This window comes from Kitasatospora sp. NPDC057965 (genome assembly GCF_042887135.1).
GTDB lineage: Bacteria > Actinomycetota > Actinomycetes > Streptomycetales > Streptomycetaceae > Kitasatospora.
Map to the genome: position 1 here is coordinate 22913 of NZ_JBHVPZ010000032.1, position 17820 is coordinate 40732.

Consider the following 17820-nt stretch of genomic DNA (forward strand, 5'->3'; position numbering starts at 1 on the left):
CCCCCATCACGGCCGTGACCAGCTTTACCGAAAGGCACGTCTCATGGCTGAGCGCCGCGTCACCATCGGTTGGGCCGAGGGCCTGCACGCCCGTCCCGCCTCCGTCTTCGTCAAGGCCGTCGCGGCCACCGGCGTGCCGATCACCATCACCAAGCCGGGCGGCAACCCGGTCAACGCCGGCTCGATGCTCGGCCTGCTGGCGCTCGGCGCGCAGGGCGGCGACGAGGTCGTGCTGGCCTCCGACGCCGAGGGCGCGGACCAGGCCCTGGACCGCCTGGCCAAGCTGGTCTCGGAGGGCCTCGACGAGCTGCCCGCCGCGGCCTGAGACCGCACCGCACACGTCCGGAGCCCGGGCCCCGTTGGTCGGGGGGCCCGGGCTCCGGTGTGTCCGCGGCGGATCAGCCGGCCGCGATGGCCCGCAGGATGTCCAGCCGGGCCGCCCGGCGGGCCGGCCGCAGCCCGGCCACCGCACCCGCCACCAGTCCGGCCACCAGCACCACGGTGAGCTGCAGCGGCGGGACGGCGAAGCTGCCCGTCCCCTCGGTGTCGGCCGCCCGCACCAGCGCCCAGCCGAGGAACGCCCCCAGGCCCAGGCCGCCGATCGTGCCGAACATCGCCACCAGCACCGACTCCCAGCGCACCATCGCCCGCAGCTGGCCGCGGGTCTGGCCGACCGCGCGCAGCAGGCCCAGCTCCCTGGTCCGCTCGTGCACCGCCAGGGTCAGCGTGTTGGCGATGCCCAGCAGCGCGATCAGCACCGCGAGCGCCAGCAGCGCGTAGACCACCGACAGCATGATGTCGACCACCGAGGCGGCGCTCTTCGCGTACTCCGACCTGGTCTGCACGTCCGGGGCGCCGAACGGCTCCACCGCCTTCTTCACCGCCGCCTTGCCGGCCGACAGCGACACCCCGTCCTTCAGCGCGACCGCCACCAGCGAGTCGGTGTCCTGGCCCCGGTGCGGGGCCCAGGCCTCCCGGGTGACCAGGTAGTCACCGGTCAGCTCGCCGGCGCCCTGGTAGAGCGCCTTCACGGTGAACGCCGACTCGACGCCGTCGCTGAACCGCACCGGCACCGAACTGCCCACCTGCCAGCCCTGCTTCTCGGCCTCGCTGCGGGACACCGCCATGCCGTCGGTGCCCAGCTGCAGCGAGCCGTCCACCCGGCCGAGGTCGACGATGCCGGCCAGCCGGGTCGGATCGGTGACGTCCAGGGTCCGGCCGTGGCCGTCCACCCGGGCCACGCCGCGGCCCAGGCCCACGCTCTGGCTCACCTCCGGCAGCGCGCCGACCGCGTCCGCCAGCTTGGGACTCAGCCCGCCGCCGCGGAAACCGCCGGTGGAGACCGCGAGGTCCCCGGCGAAGGTCTTGCTCACCGTGTCGTCCATGGTCGCCTTGATCGACGCGCCGAAGACGGTGAACAGCGAGACCACGGTGACCCCGACCATCAGCGCGCTGGCCGTCGCCGCCGTGCGCTTCGGGTTGCGGGCCGCGTTGCGCTCCGCCAGCACGCCGGGCATGCCGCGCAGCCTCGGCAGCGGGGCGCCCAGCAGCCGCACCACGTAGGTCGCGAACACCGGGCCGAGCACCACCACGCCGAGCAGCGTGGTCACCGCCCCGCCCGCGGTCAGCCCGACCGACGGGCCGTTGGTCGCGCCGACGACCGTACCCGCCACCCCGGCCGCCACCAGCAGCGCGCCGACGATCCAGCGGATCCGGCCCGCCCGGCCGGCCGCCGCGCCGTCCACCGCCACCGCCCGCATCGCGGCCAGCGGCGCCGTCCGGCCGGCCCGCACGGCCGGCGCGACGGCCGAGGCGACCGCCGTGACCGTGCCCACCAGCAGCGGCAGCGCCACCGAGAGCGCGCTGATCACCAGGCCGCCGGTCGGCAGGTTGAAGCCGATCACCTTGAACAGCGACTTCAGCCCCGCCGCCACGCCGATCCCGCCGAGCAGACCGGCCACCGAGGCGGCCACGCCGACCACCACGGCCTCCGCGAGGGTCGCCGCCAGCACCTGGCCGCGCGCCGCGCCCAGGGCCCGGAGCAGCGCGTTCTCCCTGGTCCGCTGGGCCACCACGATGGCGAAGGTGTTGTGGATGGTGAAGGTCGCCACCAGCAGGGCGATGCCCGCGAACACCAGCAGCAGGGTGGTGAACATGGTCAGGAAGCGGCTGGACACCTGCTTGGTGGCCTCTTCGCTGATCTTCGTCCCGGTCACCGCCTCCAGACCGGACGGCAGCTTCGCCGACAGCGCCGTCACCAGCTGCTGCTGGGAGACCCCGCTCTCGGCCCGGAACTGGATCGAGGTGGCCTGGCCCTGCCCCTTCGGGGTCAGGTAGCGCTCGGCGTCCTCCAGGGTCAGCCCGGTCCAGGTGTTCTGGCCCATGCCGTCGGCCTTGGCGCCGAAGGTCGCGATGCCGACGATGGTGACCGTCACCGGGTCGGGGGCGCGCAGGATGGTCGTGTCGCCCAGCTTCAGCTCCCCGGCCTTGGCCGCACCCCGGTTGATCACCGCCTCCCCCGGCCGCTGCGGGGCCCGGCCCTCGGCCAGCCGGTACGGGTTGAGTCCGCTGTCCGTCTGCCAGTAGCCGGCCAGGGTGGGCGGACCCTGACCGCCCACCGCCTTGCCGTTCTTGCCGATCAGCTGGCCGGAGCCCTGGATCGCCGGCTCGGCCGCCGCCACCCCGGGCACCTGGCGCAGCTGGTCGGCCAGCGCCAGGTCCACCGGGGCCCGGACGCCGCCGAAGGTGTTCTCGGTGTCCATCACGTCGGCGCTGCGCACCACCGCGTCGGTGCCGCGGTTGGCGTCGGTGAAGAGGGTGTCGAAACTGCCGCGCAGGGTGTCGCCGAGCACCAGCGTGCCGGACAGGAAGGCCACCCCGAGCAGGATCGCGGTGAAGGTCCCGGCCAGCCGCCGCTTGTGCGCGGACAGCGAGCGCAGGCTGATCCGCAGGGTGGCGGTGGCGCTGCTGCTCATGAACCGACGCCTCCCCGTGCGGCCGCGGGAGCGTGGTCGAAGGCCTTCATCCGGTCCAGCACCCCGGCCGGGGTGGGTCGCTCCATGCGGTCCACCAGCCGGCCGTCGGCGAGGAAGAGCACCTCGTCCGCGTAGCCGGCGGCGGTCGGGTCGTGGGTGACCATGACCACCGTCTGGCCCATCTCGTCCACCGCGCGGCGCATCAGCTCCAGCACCTCGGCGCCGGTGCGGGAGTCCAGGTTGCCGGTCGGCTCGTCCGCGAAGACCACCTCGGGGCGGCCGGCCAGCGCCCGGGCCAGCGCGACCCGCTGCTGCTGGCCGCCGGAGAGCTCGCTCGGCCGGTGGTCGAGCCGCTCGCGCAGCCCGACCGCGTCGATCAGGGTCTCCACCCACGCCTGGTCCACCTCGCCGCCGGCCAGGTCGACCGGCAGCGTGATGTTCTCCCGGGCGGTGAGCACCGGCACCAGGTTGAAGGACTGGAAGACGAAGCCGATCCGCTCCCGGCGCAGCAGGGTCAGTCGGCGGTCGTTGAGGTTCTCCAGCTCGGTGTCGCCGATCATCGCGGTGCCGGCGGTCAGCCGGTCCAGCCCCGCCGCGCAGTGCAGCAGGGTGGACTTGCCGGATCCGGACGGCCCCATGATCGCGGTGAGCCGGCCGGCCGGGAAGCCGACGGTCACGTGGTCCAGGGCGCGCACCTCGGTGCGGCCTATCCCGTAGACCTTGACCGCCTCGGTGACCCGGGCGGCCATCCGGTCGGTGTCGACCAGGTCGAGGACCGGGATGGTGGTCACTTGGCACCGCCCTGGCCCGGCTTGGTGTCGCCCGGGTCCTGCAGGTGCTCGATCAGGGTGTCCCGGCGGGTGCGGTACTCCTCCTCGCTGATCTCACCGTCGGCGTACCGGCGGGCCAGGCTCGCCAGCGGGCCCTCCGGACCGCCCGGCCAGCCGCCGCGCCAGCCCGGGCCGCCGCCCCACGGGCCGCCCCACTGACCGGCCCACGGCGGGCCCCACGGCCCGCGCCGGCCCCAGCCGCGGCGACGCAGCACGGTGAACAGGGTGATCAGGACGAGCAGCCAGAACAGCGGGAAGATCAGGAACCACGGGCCCGGGCCGCCCCCGTTCCACGGGCCCCAGCCGTCCCGGCAGATCGTGTCGGCTAGCAGTGCGGTGCTCTGCATGTCGGTCAACTCCTCGGTGGGCCCCGCGGGTTCGGACGGGGGCCGCGCTCCGGCCCCGGACCGTTCCCGAGGCCACCACGAGCGTCCCGCCGGGAGGGGGTCCGGCGCGTCCTCCGGGGAGCGGCACCGGGGGTACGACGCGGGGAGTACGGGGCGGGGGCGGTGCTGCTCCCGCCCCGCCCCGGGCCGCACCCGGTCGGCGGGCGACCGGCAGGCTACAGCCAGCCGGGACGGACCAGGCCGGACTCGTAGGCGAGGACGACCAGTTGGGCGCGGTCGCGGACGCCGAGCTTCACCATGGCGCGGCTGACGTGCGTCTTGGCGGTGAGCGGGCTGACCACCAGGCGGCGGGCGATGTCGTCGTTGCTCAGGCCCATGCCGACCAGGGTGAGCACCTCGCGCTCGCGGTCGGTGAGCGAGGCCAGCAGCCGTTCGCTCGACGCGGGCTCGCGGGAGCGGCTGGCGAACTCGTCGATCAGCCGGCGGGTCACGCCCGGGGAGAGCAGCGAGTCGCCGACGGCGGCGACCCGCACCGCCCGCAGCAGGTCGGCCGGCTCGGTGTCCTTGGCCAGGAACCCGGCCGCGCCCAGCCGCAGCGCCTCGAAGATGTACTCGTCCAGCTCGAAGGTGGTCAGCACCACCACCCGGACCGCGGCCAGTTCGGGGCGGGTGCAGATCCGCCGGGTGGCCTCCAGGCCGTCGGTGCCGGGCATCCGGATGTCCATCAGCACGACGTCCGGCCGCAGTTCCTCCACCAGCCGGACGGCCGCCTCGCCGTCGTCGGCCTCGGCGACCACCTCGATGTCCGGCTGGGCGTCGAGCAGGGCCCGGAAGCCCGCCCGGACCAGGACCTGGTCGTCCGCCAGCAGTACCTCGATCATCCCGACCGCCCCTTCTCGCTCGCCGTGCCCTCCCCCGCCGGGTCGGGCAGCCAGGCCCGCACCCGGAAGCCGCCGCCGTGCGGTCCGGCGGTCAGCTCGCCGTCGAAGGCCGCGGCCCGCTCGCGCATGCCGACCAGGCCGTTGCCGGAGCCGCCGCCCTCGCCGCCGGCGGCCGGGCCCGGGTCGTCCACCCGGAGCAGCAGCCCCCGCGGGGAGGACCAGTCCATCAGAACGGTGGCGGTGCGCGCGGCCGAATGGCGGATGACGTTGGTGAGCGCCTCCTGGACGATCCGGAAGGCGGCCAGCTCCACCTGGGTGGACAGCGGCCGGGCCGTACCGGCCGTCTCGATGGTGACGGTGAGCCCGGCGTGGCCGGCCTGGGTGACCAGTTCGGGCAGCCGGGCGAGCCCCGGGGCCGGAGTGCGCGGGGCCTGGCCGTCCGGACCGCGCAGGGTCCCGAGCACCTGGCGGACCTCGCCCAGCGCCTCCTTGCTGGTCGCCTTGATGACGGTCAGCGCGGCGCGGACCTGGTCGGGGTGCTCGTCGATGAGCTCCAGGGCGACCCCCGCCTGCAGGTGGATCACCGAGATCGAGTGGGCCAGGATGTCGTGCAGTTCGCGGGCCATCCGCAGCCGTTCCTCGGCGGCCCGGTTCTCCTCGGCCTGCCGCCGGGCCAGCCGGCGGGCGGCGAGCTGTTCGCCGCGGTTGCGCATGATCTCGGCGCCGGCCAGGACCAGCAGCAGCCAGGCGGCCGCCCCGGCCTCCTGCCACCAGCTGGGGCCGGGGCCGGGCGCGCGCTGCCAGTCGTGCGGCAGCAGGTGGGAGCTGGACAGGTGGACCAGGTAACCGGCGCCCAGCGAGATCCAGGCCCACCGGCGGCGGCCTCGCGCGAGCGCGCCGTAGACGGCGACGCCGAGGCTGAGGAACACCGGGCCGTACGGGTAGCCGGCCAGCAGGTAGCCGGTGGTGACGGCGGTGACGGCGGCCACCACCGGGCCGGGGTGGCGCTCGCGCAGCAGCAGCAGGGCCGGGCCGAGCAGCAGCAGCGCGTACCCGGCGGCGTCCAGCGCGGCCCGGTCCGGCTGCTGGCGGGCGGCGGCGGTGGAGCCGACCACCTGGACCAGGGCGACCAGGAGCGCGGAGACCCGCGTCCAGGACGGCCTGGTCCACGGCGGTCCGCCGTAGGGGTAGTGGTCGGTGCTCATGTACGGAGGAGGTTCACCGCCCCGGCGCCGCGGCGGCGGGACGCTTGGTGCGCGCGGCGCGGGCCTCGGCGGCGAGGCGCCGGCCGCGCTTGGTCATCCCCCAGGGCTTGACCACGGAGAGCACGGTGGCGACCAGGTAGATGGTCAGGGCCACCGAGGGGGCGATGACCAGGACGTGCGGGGCCCGGCCGTCCGGCGGCACGGTGCCGGCGGCGACCTGGCCGGCCGCGTCGTGGATGAAGGCGCGCAGCGCGAAGATCGAGGCCAGGGTGGCGGCCAGGGTGAGCCAGAACTTGGTGGCGACCCAGCGGTACCGCAGCAGGCCCCAGGTGGTGCCGAGGGACAGCAGCACTCCGGAGAGCAGCGAGACCAGGCTGACCGGGATCAGCAGCCAGTCGGCGAAGATCTGCTGGGCCAGGTAGGCGGCGCGCACGGTGTCGGGGTCGTCGGAGAAGCGGCCGGCGATGCCGAGGGCGAGCACGCCCGCGGTCAGGCCGAGCCAGCCGACCGAGAAGGCGACGTGCACGACCAGCCAGACCCGGCGGGCGTGCCGGGGCAGCCGCAGGCGCCCGGCGCGGTCGGCCGGGGGCGCGTCGGGGGCCACCGGCGGCTCCCCCGCGGTGGCCCCGGTCGGGGGCGCGGAGGTGGCGGCGGCGGGCGGACCAGGAGGTGTGGGCATCGGCTTGTGCTCCGGAGGGCGAGGGGCGACGCGGGCCACGGGCCGGCGGCCACCGGGGTGGATGGTGTGCGGCCGCCGGCCCACGGCTTGGGTGATCCGCGGGATCACTCCCCACTCTGCCCGGTCCGCGGGGGCCGGGCATCGCACCGCGGGAGTAGCCGCCCGTACCGCTCGTTGAGTACGGACGGACGGGCGGCCTGGTCGGCGGTCGGTGGACGAGCGGTCAGTACGCGATCTCGACGACCGCGCGCCGGGCGGCCGGGTCGCCGAGCGCGCCCAGCAGGTAGTGCGCGAGGTCGGCGCGGGATATCGACCAGGCCCCGGGCAGCCGCCGCCCGGCGGCCGTGCGGTAGCGGCCGCGGGCCCTGCCGCCGGTGAGCCGGGCGGCCCGGACCAGCGTCCAGTCCAGGCCGGTGTCGGCCAGCAGCACCCGCTCCATCCGCGCCATGTCCGCGTACGGCCGGCGGAGCATCGGGTGCAGCACCCAGGAGGTGAGCGCCCGTTGCAGCGGGGCGGCGCTCCACGGCGCCGGGCTCATGCTGGTGGTGGAGACGCACAGCACCCGGGCCACCCCGGCGGCGTGCATCGCCTTGAGGATGTGGCCGGTGCCCGCGGAGTAGACGGTGGTGTCGGCCCGGCTGTAGCCGATGCCGAGCGCGGAGACCACCGCGTCCGCGCCCTCGACGGCACGGGCCACCGCCTCCGGGTCGAGGACGTCGCCCTGCCGGATGGTGGTCGGCCGGGCGTCGGCCAGGGCCAGCGGGTCGCGGGCGAAGGCGACGGTGGAGTGCCCGGCCGCGGCGGCCAGCTCCAGGAAGTGGCGGCCGGTGCCGCCGGTCGCGCCGAAGACGACGATGTTCACGGTGCGTTTCCCCCTTGATCCCTTGATCCCTGGGTCCCTCGGTCCCTGAATCGCTCGGTCGCTCGGTCGCTCGGTCAGCGGTGGCCGCGCCGAGCGCGGCCGACCCGCGCCGCGGACGTGCCGCGGGTGGGCCGGCCGCCGCCGGGGGTCATCAGTTGGCCACCTCGACGCGCCGGCCGTAGGTGGCCGCGTCATCCAGATGAGTGACGATGTAGTCGGCGACGTTCGCCCGGGCGACGCGCGAGGCCTTGGGAAGGTGACCGCCCACCACCGCCTGGTAGTTGGGCGTGGCCGGCCCGTCCGTGAGCATCGGCACCCGGACGATCGTCCAGTCCAGCGGGCTGGACTCGACCTCGTCCTCCATCCGGCCGAGGTCGAGGTGGATGTTCCGGTAGACCCGGTCCACCACAAACTCGGCGACGAAGCGCTGCATCGCCGGCAGGTGCTTGGTCTCCAGGCCCGCCGAGGACATCGTGACCAGCCGGCGCACCCCGCCCGTCCGGGCGGCCGCGATGACGTTGCGCACGCCCTCGGAGAACACCGTCGTCGTGGTGCGGCTGGTCACGCCCAGCGACACCACCACGGCGTCCTTGCCCGCCAGCGGACCGGTCAGCGAGTCGACGTCGAACACGTCGCCGCGCACCTTGGTCAGCCGCTCATGCTCGACCGGCAGCTTGGCCGGGTCGCGCAGCAGGGCGGTGACGCCGTGCTTGTTCTCCAGGGCCTTCTCGACCAGCAGCCGACCGGTGCGGCCGGCCGCTCCCACCACGACGATCTCCATGACTTTCCTCCTTGCCGGGGCCGGCGGCAACTTCTTGCCGCCGGCCGTGAGTTGACCTTCTCTTACACCGACGGGTCCTACCGTAGGGAAAACGCGAGCAGCGCGCCGCCCGAGGCGCTCGGGTACTGCGGGTAGTACGCCGCCTGGACGTAGAGCATGCCGTCGGCGACCACCGCGCCACCGCCGCCGGAGAGCGCCGTGCCGTGCGCCGGAACGCCGTTGACCGTGGTGAAGTCGCGGACCACGTCGTACTGCCAGAGCACCGCGCCGGTGCTCGCCGAGAAGACCCGCATCTTGCCGTCGGCGTTGCCCTCGTAGACCAGGCCGCGACTGCTGCTCACCGCGGGCGTGAAGCCGCGCTGGCAGAGCTCCGGATTGGCGGCCGAGCCGCCCCACTGGCAGCCGTCGGCCGGGCTCTCGGTCTGCCAGAGGATCGCGCCGGTCGCCGGGTCGAGCGCGTACAGGGTGCCGGGGTTGGCGAACCAGGTGGCGACGTAGAGGCGGGTGCCGTCGTAGCTGGTGCCCCACTGGATGCCCGAGCTGCCGCCCTGGGTGTTGGGGTTGGCGACGACCGCGCGGTCCCACACCTTGGCGCCGGTCAGCGCGTCGTAGACGTGGTAGACGCCGTTCTTCTGGCCGATGCCGACCACCCGGCGGTTGCCGATGCTGAAGACGTTGGCGCTGGCGCCGAAGTCCCAGTCGTGGTCGGTGCCGTTGGCCTTGCTGGGGCAGTAGGCGTCGGCGCCGGCCATGCCGCAGGCGACCGTGAAGGTGTCCGGGAAGACCTCCTGGGCGCGCCAGCGGACGGCGCCGGTGGCGGCGTTCAGGGCGAGCAGCGAGTCGGTGTCACCGGCCGCGCCGCTGTAGTTCTGGCCGGTGCCGACGTAGACGGTGCCGCTCTCCCGGTCGATCACCGGCGTGCTCCAGACCGCGACGCCGGAGGGCTCGTAGCGGTTGGCGCCGTTCGGCCAGGTGCCGACCAGCTGCGGCTCGGGGGTGGTCCAGTGCCGCCAGGTGAGCTGCCCGGTGGCCGCGTCGACGGCGACGACCGAGCCGCGGAAGGTGCAGCAGGGGTAGGTCAGGTCGAAGGTGGCGCCGGACTCCCGGCTGGATATGCCGATGTAGACCTGGCCGTTGTAGACCAGCGGCGAGCTGGTGATCTGGGCCTGCGGGTGGTCGTCGAGCTTCAGCGACCAGCGCAGCGCACCCGTCCAGCGGTCGAGCGCGTAGAGGTAGCCCCGGTTGTCGCCGAAGTAGACGGTGTTGCCCTCGACGGCCGGGCTGCTGCGCACCGGGTCGGGGCTGCTGGTGGAGTGGGCGCCGGCCACCGGGGCGACGTCGAACGTCCAGCGGGTCGCGCCGGTCCGGGCGTCCAGGGCGTGGAAGGTGCCCTCGACGCCGCCGACGTACAGGGTGCCGTCCACCACGGCGGGCTGGCTGCCGAGGAAGACGCCCGGGACCTTGGCGTGGCCGAAGGCCCACTTCAGGTCGAGGTTGGCGACGTTGGACGGGGTGATCCGGTACTCCTGGCCGTTGAACCGGCTGCCGGCCGGGTCGAACTGCCAGCTGCTCCAGGCGCCGGATCGCGGGCGGGCCTCGGTGTCCTCGGCACCGGCGCCATTGGTGGCGGCGAGCAGCACGAGGGCGGTCAGCAGGGCCACCAGACTGGTGCCGAAGCCGGCTATCCGGGGCCGTCTGGGTTGGGACACGTGGATCAACTCCTCGGTGAGGGCGAGCGGTTCACGTACGGTCCGGGGTGCCGGCCAGGCCGGCGGCGGCCTCCGCGTGGGAGAGCACGGCAGCGCAGTCCAGCTCGCCGAGGCCGGCCTCGGCGGCGGCCACGAGGGTGTCGTGGGTGGCGTCGCAGACGGGGGTGTCGACGCCCAGGCGGTCGGCCTCGGCGATGGCCAGCCGGAGGTCCTTGCGCATCAGGTCGAGCCTGAACTGCGGTTCGCCGTAGGCCCGGCGGCGCATCACGCCGGCCTTGTAGCGCATCACCGGCGAGCTGAAGCCGCTCTCGCTGATCATCGACAGGGCGAGCTCGCGGTCGATGCCGGCCCGCTGGGCCAGCGTCACGGACTCGGCGAGCACCTGCATCTCGACGCCCATCAGCACGTTGAGCATGACCTTGGCGGTGGCACCGAGGCCGCTCGGGCCGAGGTGGCGGATCTCCTTGGCGAGCGGCTCCAGCACCGGGCCCAGCCGCTCGAAGGTCTCGGCGGATCCGCCGACCATGAAGCGCAGTTCGCCGTCCTTGGCGTGCTGGCCGTTGCCGATGATGCAGGCGTCGACGGAGCTGCGGCCGCGCCCGGCGACCCGCTCGGCCACCGTGCGGGCGAAGTCCGGGGAGACGGTGCTGGTGTCCATCACGATGCCGTGCGCGGGCAGCGTCTCCAGAACCCCGCCGGTGCCGAACAGCTGCTCCTCGACGGCCGCCTCGGAGGCGAGGCTGAGCAGCACCACGTCCACCCGCGCGGCCAGTTCGGCCGGGGTGGCGGCGACCTCCGCGCCGCGGGCGGCGAACGGCGCGGTGCGCTCGGGGGTGCGGTTGTGGACCACGATCCGGTGGCCCTGGTCGAGCAGCCGGGAGGCCATCCCGCCGCCCATCACGCCGAGACCGATGACACCGATCCTGGTCGCCGGGGGTATGCCGGGAGTGGCCGCGGGCGGGAGATCCCGGGAGAGTGCACGCCGCTGGCTGGGTATGTCGGCCATGGAGTCGACCCGCTTCCTGGTGGGCTGGTCGCGCCGGGTTCCCGGCGCTCGGAGTGCGGCGGGGAAGGCCGTGCCAGACACCCCGCCCCACCGCGGCCGGGGTGCCGACTGCCTGTCCAGCCTAGCGGGTGAACACTCACTCCGCGATGGCTTCCGGCGTCCGTTTCGAGCCGCATCGTTTGCTGAGGTGTCGTCAACTGTCGTTCCCGGGCACCCTGGAGTGCCCGGGAACGGTCCGAACAGACCTCCTCCCCCACCGCCGGGGGTAACGGTGGGGGAGGAGGGGCAGCGGTGGCGAACACCGGTCCGACCGGTACGGTCGGCCGCCGCGGTCAGCCGGTCGCCGTCTCCGGGCGCCCGCCGGCCGCGGAACCGGGCTGAGCACCCGGGGCACCCGCGGCGCCCTGCTGGCCGGCCTGGCCCGCCGGGGCGCCCTGGCCCTGACCCTGACCCTGCCACTGGCCGCCGCCCTGGCCCTGCTGCTGACCGCCGGGGCCGCCCGGGCCACCGGGGCCCTTGCCGCCGGGCGCGCCCATCGGCGCCCGCATCGGCCGCTCCTGGAGGAAGACCACCACCAGGGCACCGACCAGCGCGATGACCATGCCGATCAGGTAGACCACGTGCAGCGACTCGGCCAGCGCGGCGGCGACACCGTCGCGCACCGGCGGGGCCTGCGCCCGGACCTTGGCCGGCGCGGTCAGCAGGCCGTCCGTACCGAGCCGCTCCAGGGCGTCCGCCGGCACCTTCTTGGGCAGCCAGTCACGCAGCTGGGAGTTGAGGATCGCGCCGAAGATGGTCACACCCATGGCGCCGCCGAGCGAGCGGAAGAAGTTCGCCGCGGCCGTCGCCACGCCCAGCTGCCGCATCTCGACGGAGTTCTGCACCGCCACGATGAGGACCTGGGTGACCAGACCGAAGCCGATGCCGAAGACCGCCAGGAAGACGCCCGCGGAGACCTGCGAGGAGTCCGCCTTGAGCGTCGACATCAGGTAGAGGCCGACCGCCATGACCAGCAGGCCGACGATCGGGAAGAGCTTGTACTTCCCGGTCTTCTCGACCACCTTGCCGGAGAGCGTCAGGCTGGCCACGGTGGCGAGCATCATCGGGACCAGCAGCAGGCCGGACTCGGTGGCGCTGTCGCCGTTGGCGATCTGGAGGAAGAGCGGGGTGTAGACGGTCGCCACGAACAGCGAGACCGAGGTGAGGAAGAGGCCGAGGGTGGCCACCAGGACCACCGGGTCCTTGAAGAGCGCCAGCGGGACGACCGGCTCGCTGGCCCGGTTCTCCTGCCAGACGAAGGCGCCGAGCAGCAGCACCGCGAGCACCAGCAGGCCGATGATCTGCACCGAGCCCCAGGCGTACTGGTCGCCGGCCCAGACCGAGACCAGCAGCACCGAGACGATGGCCCCGCTGAGCAGCGCCGAGCCGAGGTAGTCCAGCTGCTTCTGCTGCTTGCGGACCGGCAGCTTCAGCACCGAGCTGACGATCAGCAGCGCGACCACGCCGATCGGCAGGTTGATGTAGAAGATCCACGGCCAGGACAGGTGGTCGACGAAGGCGCCGCCGATCAGCGGGCCGACCACGCCGGCGAGCACGAAGCAGGACTGCGCGTAGCCCTGCCACTTGCCGCGCTCGCGCGGCGGGACCAGCTCCGCGATGAGGGCCATGGCCAGCGCCATCAGGCCGCCCGCGCCGAGCCCCTGGAGGGTGCGGAAGCCGATCAGCTGGCCGATGTTGCCGGAGATCCCGGACAGCGCCGAGCCGAGCAGGAAGATCGTGATGGCCGACTGGAACATCAGCTTGCGGCCGTACAGGTCGCCCAGCTTGCCCCAGAGCGGCGTGGCCGCGGTGGCGGCCAGCATGTAGGCGGTGACGACCCACGACAGGTGGGTCACGCCGCCGAGGTCACCGGCGATGGTCGGCAGGGCCGTCGCCACGATCGTCTGGTCCAGGGCTGCCAGGAACATGGCAAGCACCAGGGCAGCGAAGATCGTCAAGAAGGTTTTACGTGGCACTTCCGGGGCTGGTGCTGCGTACGGGGCGCTCATGGGGTACTCCTCGAGGAGGCGCTCGCCGGCTCGGAGTCCTTGCTCCAAGCTTGAATTCGTATAGACTATACAATCAAAATTAGCCGTCAAGGGCCAACGTCAAGGGCGACCACCGGCCGCCCGGAGGGGCAGCTAACGATGAGTCAACTGCAGGGAAAGATTGCGCTGGTGACCGGTTCCACCTCGGGCATGGGGGCGGCCGCCGCGGCCGCCCTGGCCGCCGCGGGTGCGCACGTGGTGGTCTCCGGCCGCCGCGCTGAGCTGGGCAACGCCGTCGTGGAGCGGATCCGCGAGAAGGGCGGACAGGCGGAGTTCATCGCCGCCGACGTCACCGTCGAGGATGACGTCGCCCGGCTGGTGGGTACCACGGTCGAGCGACACGGCCGGCTGGACATCGCCTTCAACAACGCGGGCGGCGGCGGGGCGTTCGGCCCGCTGGACCGGGTTCCGGCGGACGCCTTCACCCAGGTGATCGCCGTCAACCTGATCGGCACCTACCACTCGCTCAAGCACGAGATCGCCGTGATGCGGGCGAACGGCGGCGGCAGCATCATCAACAACGCCTCCACCGCCGGCGTCCAGGGCACCGCCTTCGGCCTGGGCGCGTACACCGCGGCCAAGCACGGCGTGGTCGGCCTGACCCGGGCCACCGCGCTGGAGGCCGGCCCGGCCGGCATCCGGGTGAACGCGCTGATCACCGGGCCGGTGGACACCGAGGACTTCCGCCAGCGGGTCGGCGGCCAGCCGGGTGCGCTGGAGCGGGCCGGGGCGGCCACCGCGCTGGGCCGGATCGCCACCGAGGAGGAGGTCGCCAACGCGGTGGTCTTCCTCGGCAGCGACGCGGCCAGCTTCGTCACCGGCTCGCTGTTCGGGCTGGAGGGCGGCATGACGGCCGGCGTCACGGCCGGGACGATGGGGCGGCCCGGCGGCGGCGCTCCGGGCCAGGGCCAGGGCGGCCCCGGCCAGGGCGCTCCGGGTCAGGGCGCTCCGGGTCAGGGCGCTCCGGGCGCCGGACGCCCGGGCGCCAGCTGACCCGAGACCGTCCACGGGCGGTTTCCCGGCGTACCACCCATTGCCAGCAATCCACCCTCCGAGTATTTTTTCGATATGCTCGTGAAAACCACAAGGAACACCGAAGAGTTCATATCCGAAACCGGTGAGTGGATTGCTGGCAACCCGGTCGAGAATTCCATCCTGCTGACCATGCTGGCAGCGGCGAAATTCCGGCCGCCGACCGCCCCGCCGACCAACTGGAGCCGTGTCGAGGACCCCGCGTCCGACGGCGGCCCGGTGGTCGGCGCGGCGGCCTTCACTCCCCCGCACCTGGTCGTGCTGAGCGGCATGCCGACCGCCGCCGCGGCCGCCCTGGGCGCCGAGCTGGGCGCCGGCCCCGATCCACTGCCCGGCGTGATCGGCTCCGACCCGGCGTCCGGCGCCTTCGCCGAGGCCTGGTCGAAGACCACCGGCCGCCCGGCCCGGGCGGACCGGCGCGAACTCGTGCTGTGCCTGGACGGTCCGGCCGCGCCGAACGGGCGGCCCGCCCCGTCCGGGCAGTCCCGGGCCGCCCGGGCCGAGGAGTTGGAGCTGCTCACCGACTGGTGCCTGGAGGCCGCGCACGGCGCCCGGCTCAGCCGGGAGATCGCCCGGCGCTCGGTCCAGGGCCAGATCGCCGGCGGCCTGCTGCGGGTCTGGGAGGACGACGGGCAGCCGGTCGCCGCGGTCGGCCGGACCGCCGCCGTCGCCGGGGTGGTGCGCTTCAACCCGGTGTACTCGCGGCCCGAGGCCCGCCGGGGCGGCTACGTCCGGGCCCTGCTCGCCGAGGCGGCGACCGGGCTGCGCGCGGACGGGCTGACCGGCCTGGCGGTGCTCGGCGAGGCCAACACGGCCGTCCAGGGGCTCTTCACCTCGCTCGGCTTCCGGCCCGTCGGGGGCCTTTCGGAATACCGCTTCGACTGACCCCGGGGATTTCCCGGAAAAACACCCGCGGGCCCGGATCCAGGAAGGATCCGGGCCCCCTTTCGCGAATCTCCCGCGATTCTCCGGGGCAGGCCCGGAAAACCGGCCCGGCCCCCGGGAATTCCGGGGGCCGGGCCTGCGTCGTCCGCTCCGCCGGGTCAGTCCAGCGGGTCGGGGTCCGGCACGGCCTCCAGCAACGAGAAGGCCGTCCCGGTCGACACGACCCGGTTCAGCCGGTAGCCACCGCGCCGGAAGACCTCGGCGAACTGCGCCTCGGTCCGCACCTCGCCGCTCATGGTCACCAGCATGACCAGGTCGAAGTTCTTCACGAACCGCGGCACGCCCTCGCGGTGCACCAGCTCGGCCGCGACGAAGCGGGCGCCCGGCGAGGCCTCGCGGCACCGGCGCAGCAGGCGCACCAGCGCCTCGTCCGGCCAGGAGTGCCAGACCTGCTTGGTGACGTACGTGCCGATCCCGGCCGGGACCCCGGCGAAGAAGTCGACCGGCTGGAACTCCAGCCGGCCCTGCTCGGCCAGCTTGGCGACGTCCGGCTGGGTGCGGGCCTGCTCGATCACGCTCGGCAGGTCGGCCAGCACGCCGCGGCCGACGGCCTCGTAGGCGTTCAGGATCGCGGCCAGGTAGGTGCCCTGCCCGCCGCCGAGGTCGCAGACCGCGCCGGCCTCGGCGAAGTCGGGGTACGCGGAGACCAGGGCGTCGGCGAGCGCGTCGGTGAAGTCGGTCATCGCCTGGTTGAAGGTCGCGGCGGCGGCCGGGTTGCGCTGCAGCCAGGGCCAGAGCGCGGTGCCGTGCACCTTCTCGAAGCCGGGCTTGCCGGTCTCCAGACTGTGGTCCAGTGCGCCCCAGGAGGACCAGAGCCACTCGGCGCCGACCATCCGGGCCATCGCGTCCATCGAACCGGGCACACCGGGGCGGAGCAGTTCGGACAGCGCGGTGTTGGCGAAGACACCGGGCTCGGTCTCCTCGAAGACGCCGTCCTCGGACAGCAGCCCGAGCACCTTGGCGAGCGGGCCGGCGGCCACCCCGGCGCGCTCGGCGAGTTCGGCGGCCGGCAGCGGGCCGTCGGCGAGCAGCTCGGCGATCTTGAACTCGGCGGCCAGGGCCAGGCAGCGCGGGGTGGACGGGAACATCAGTTCGGAGAGGAACACCGCGCCGGCCGAGGCAGGGGCGGTCTGGGGAACGGCGGTCATGGGGTGAGGCCTCCCTGCGGGGACCGGGCCGGGGGCGGACGGCGCCCCCGGCCCGAGGGTCAGCGGTCATGGGTGGGCGGGCCGGACGGGCCCGCGCCGGGCGGCCCTGGACGGACCGGGGCCGCCCGGCGTTCGCACGGGGCCGGGTCTCAGCCCAGCAGGGCGAAGCCGAAGCCGCCGCCCGGGTTGGCCATGAACTTGTTGGTCGGCGGGATCTCGCCGCCGGCGGCGACGCCCACCGCCGGACCGGCCAGCGCGATCCGGGTCGGGGTCGGGACGATCTGGACCTGCCCGGCGGCCAGCTGGCCCCAGTTGTTCCAGCCCCAGCCCTGCACCGAACCGTCGGCCAGCAGCGCCAGCGCGTGCCCGCCGTTGCCGGGGGCCGCGTCGGTGCCGCCACCGCCGGCGGCGATCGCCTTGACGCCGGTCAGGCCGGGCACCGGGGCCGGCACCGCGCGGTCCTCGGTGGTGCCGTCGCCGAGCTGGCCGCCGTCGTTGAGGCCCCAGGCCCAGACGGTGCCGTCGGCCAGCAGCGCCACCGTGTGGTGGTAGGCGCCGACCAGCTGGCTGACCGAGTGCAGGCCGGTGAGCTTCTGCGGGGCGGCACGGTCGACGGTGGTGCCGTCGCCGAGCTGGCCGCGGTCGTTGAAGCCCCAGACCGAGGCGGTGCCGTCGGCGTGCACGACCAGGCTGTGGCCGCCGCCGGCGCTCATCCGGACGACCGGCTCCAGGCCCTCGATCACGGCCGGGCGCGGCCGGCAGTCGAAGGAGGCGGTCATGTACGAGCGGACGATCCGGCCCTCACGGGTCGAGCCCGGACCGTCGCCGAGCTGGCCGCGGTCGTCACGGCCCCAGGACCAGACGGTGCCGTCGGCCTTGAGCGCCAGGTTGTGGGCGCCGCCGACCGCCAGGTCGACGACGTCCTCCAGGCCCTCGACCCGGACCGGGACGGGCTGCACGCCGAAGTTGGCCTCGCCGAGCGCGCAGAAGAAGCCGGCGCCCCAGGCCCAGACGGTGCCGTCCTCCAGCAGGGCGGCGCTGTGGCCGCCGCCGGCGCCGGCGGTGCGGACCCGGCCGGGCAGGCCGACGGTCCGCACCGGGGTCGCCTGGTTCTCGGTGGAGCCGTCGCCGAGCTGGCCGAAGGCGTTGCGGCCGAAGCCCCAGAGCTCGCCGTCGGCGGTGATCGCCAGCGCGTGGCCACTGCCGGCCGCCACCCGGACGACGCCCTCCAGGCTCTTGATCTCCTGTGCGGTGGTCCGGCTGACGGTCCCGCCGTCGCCGAGCTGGCCGTTGGTGTTGTCACCCCAACTGCTGATGATGCCTGCCATGGTGA

Annotated in this window: 16 protein-coding genes; 3 read left to right on the forward strand and 13 right to left on the reverse strand. The window is 74.3% G+C overall.

The genetic code is table 11. The features are described 5' to 3' along the window. Positions 1-43: 43 nt before the first annotated feature. Positions 44-325 carry an HPr family phosphocarrier protein gene (locus ACFVVU_RS31875; protein WP_355364908.1) on the forward strand — a complete coding sequence of 94 codons (282 nt, stop codon included), beginning with the start codon at positions 44-46 and terminating at the stop codon, positions 323-325. A 73-nt stretch (positions 326-398) separates the two neighbouring features. Here the strand turns inward: ACFVVU_RS31875 and ACFVVU_RS31880 are convergent, their stop codons facing one another. The 11 genes from ACFVVU_RS31880 to ACFVVU_RS31930 form a co-directional block, all read right to left on the reverse strand. After that, positions 399-2975, reverse strand: coding sequence for an ABC transporter permease (locus tag ACFVVU_RS31880; protein WP_380715418.1), 2577 nt, complete (start codon positions 2973-2975; stop codon positions 399-401). Next, positions 2972-3724: an ABC transporter ATP-binding protein gene (locus tag ACFVVU_RS31885; protein WP_355365251.1), complete on the reverse strand. Its 753-nt coding sequence runs from the start codon at positions 3722-3724 to the stop codon at positions 2972-2974. The genes ACFVVU_RS31880 and ACFVVU_RS31885 overlap by 4 nt, the downstream gene beginning before the upstream one ends. Before the next feature lie 38 nt (positions 3725-3762). Continuing rightward, complete coding sequence (locus tag ACFVVU_RS31890; RefSeq protein ID WP_380683995.1) at positions 3763-4152, reverse strand: SHOCT domain-containing protein; 390 nt, start codon at positions 4150-4152, stop codon at positions 3763-3765. 215 nt (positions 4153-4367) lie between these two features. After that, positions 4368-5033 (reverse strand): response regulator, encoded by a 666-nt coding sequence (locus ACFVVU_RS31895; protein WP_380683993.1) that lies wholly within the window; start codon positions 5031-5033, stop codon positions 4368-4370. Then, positions 5030-6238, reverse strand: a complete 1209-nt coding sequence (locus ACFVVU_RS31900; protein WP_380683992.1) for a sensor histidine kinase — start codon at positions 6236-6238, stop codon at positions 5030-5032. The genes ACFVVU_RS31895 and ACFVVU_RS31900 overlap by 4 nt, the downstream gene beginning before the upstream one ends. A 13-nt stretch (positions 6239-6251) precedes the next feature. Next, entirely contained in the window at positions 6252-6917 is a 666-nt protein-coding gene (locus tag ACFVVU_RS31905) for a DUF2269 domain-containing protein (protein ID WP_387793653.1), read from the reverse strand. A 223-nt stretch (positions 6918-7140) separates the two neighbouring features. Continuing rightward, entirely contained in the window at positions 7141-7779 is a 639-nt protein-coding gene (locus ACFVVU_RS31910) for an NAD(P)-dependent oxidoreductase (protein ID WP_387793654.1), read from the reverse strand. 151 nt (positions 7780-7930) lie between these two features. Further along, on the reverse strand, positions 7931-8560 hold the full coding sequence (locus ACFVVU_RS31915; RefSeq protein ID WP_380683989.1) for an NAD(P)-dependent oxidoreductase: 630 nt from the start codon (positions 8558-8560) through the stop codon (positions 7931-7933). Positions 8561-8637: 77 nt separating this feature from the next. Continuing rightward, entirely contained in the window at positions 8638-10269 is a 1632-nt protein-coding gene (locus tag ACFVVU_RS31920) for a PQQ-binding-like beta-propeller repeat protein (RefSeq protein WP_380683988.1), read from the reverse strand. A gap of 31 nt (positions 10270-10300) precedes the next feature. Further along, the gene (locus ACFVVU_RS31925) at positions 10301-11275 is read right to left on the reverse strand and encodes an NAD(P)-dependent oxidoreductase (protein WP_387793655.1); all 975 of its coding nucleotides are present in this window, start codon (positions 11273-11275) and stop codon (positions 10301-10303) included. Between the two features lie 332 nt (positions 11276-11607). Then, positions 11608-13272: an MDR family MFS transporter gene (locus ACFVVU_RS31930; RefSeq protein WP_387793656.1), complete on the reverse strand. Its 1665-nt coding sequence runs from the start codon at positions 13270-13272 to the stop codon at positions 11608-11610. A gap of 219 nt (positions 13273-13491) precedes the next feature. On the opposite strand from ACFVVU_RS31930, the gene ACFVVU_RS31935 reads away from it, so the two are divergent. Next, positions 13492-14355: an SDR family NAD(P)-dependent oxidoreductase gene (locus ACFVVU_RS31935; RefSeq protein WP_387793657.1), complete on the forward strand. Its 864-nt coding sequence runs from the start codon at positions 13492-13494 to the stop codon at positions 14353-14355. Positions 14356-14526: 171 nt separating this feature from the next. Then, positions 14527-15279: a GNAT family N-acetyltransferase gene (locus ACFVVU_RS31940; protein WP_387793658.1), complete on the forward strand. Its 753-nt coding sequence runs from the start codon at positions 14527-14529 to the stop codon at positions 15277-15279. A gap of 158 nt (positions 15280-15437) precedes the next feature. Here ACFVVU_RS31940 and ACFVVU_RS31945 read toward each other — a convergent pair whose 3' ends face one another. Then, positions 15438-16487 carry an ArsR family transcriptional regulator gene (locus tag ACFVVU_RS31945; protein ID WP_380690391.1) on the reverse strand — a complete coding sequence of 350 codons (1050 nt, stop codon included), beginning with the start codon at positions 16485-16487 and terminating at the stop codon, positions 15438-15440. Between the two features lie 149 nt (positions 16488-16636). Further along, entirely contained in the window at positions 16637-17815 is a 1179-nt protein-coding gene (locus ACFVVU_RS31950; protein ID WP_387793659.1) for an RCC1 domain-containing protein, read from the reverse strand. Positions 17816-17820: the final 5 nt, after the last annotated feature.

What these genes read in the sequence shown, in the direction of transcription:
- ACFVVU_RS31875 (WP_355364908.1), top strand. Translation starts at nt 44, where the DNA reads ATGGCTGAGCGCCGCGTCACCATCGGTTGGGCCGAGGGCCTGCACGCC.
- ACFVVU_RS31880 (WP_380715418.1), bottom strand. Translation starts at nt 2,975, where the DNA reads ATGAGCAGCAGCGCCACCGCCACCCTGCGGATCAGCCTGCGCTCGCTG.
- ACFVVU_RS31885 (WP_355365251.1), bottom strand. Translation starts at nt 3,724, where the DNA reads ATGGCCGCCCGGGTCACCGAGGCGGTCAAGGTCTACGGGATAGGCCGC.
- ACFVVU_RS31890 (WP_380683995.1), bottom strand. Translation starts at nt 4,152, where the DNA reads ATGCAGAGCACCGCACTGCTAGCCGACACGATCTGCCGGGACGGCTGG.
- ACFVVU_RS31895 (WP_380683993.1), bottom strand. Translation starts at nt 5,033, where the DNA reads ATGATCGAGGTACTGCTGGCGGACGACCAGGTCCTGGTCCGGGCGGGC.
- ACFVVU_RS31900 (WP_380683992.1), bottom strand. Translation starts at nt 6,238, where the DNA reads ATGAGCACCGACCACTACCCCTACGGCGGACCGCCGTGGACCAGGCCG.
- ACFVVU_RS31905 (WP_387793653.1), bottom strand. Translation starts at nt 6,917, where the DNA reads ATGCCCACACCTCCTGGTCCGCCCGCCGCCGCCACCTCCGCGCCCCCG.
- ACFVVU_RS31915 (WP_380683989.1), bottom strand. Translation starts at nt 8,560, where the DNA reads ATGGAGATCGTCGTGGTGGGAGCGGCCGGCCGCACCGGTCGGCTGCTG.
- ACFVVU_RS31925 (WP_387793655.1), bottom strand. Translation starts at nt 11,275, where the DNA reads ATGGCCGACATACCCAGCCAGCGGCGTGCACTCTCCCGGGATCTCCCG.
- ACFVVU_RS31940 (WP_387793658.1), top strand. Translation starts at nt 14,527, where the DNA reads ATGCTGGCAGCGGCGAAATTCCGGCCGCCGACCGCCCCGCCGACCAAC.
- ACFVVU_RS31945 (WP_380690391.1), bottom strand. Translation starts at nt 16,487, where the DNA reads ATGACCGCCGTTCCCCAGACCGCCCCTGCCTCGGCCGGCGCGGTGTTC.
- ACFVVU_RS31950 (WP_387793659.1), bottom strand. Translation starts at nt 17,815, where the DNA reads ATGGCAGGCATCATCAGCAGTTGGGGTGACAACACCAACGGCCAGCTC.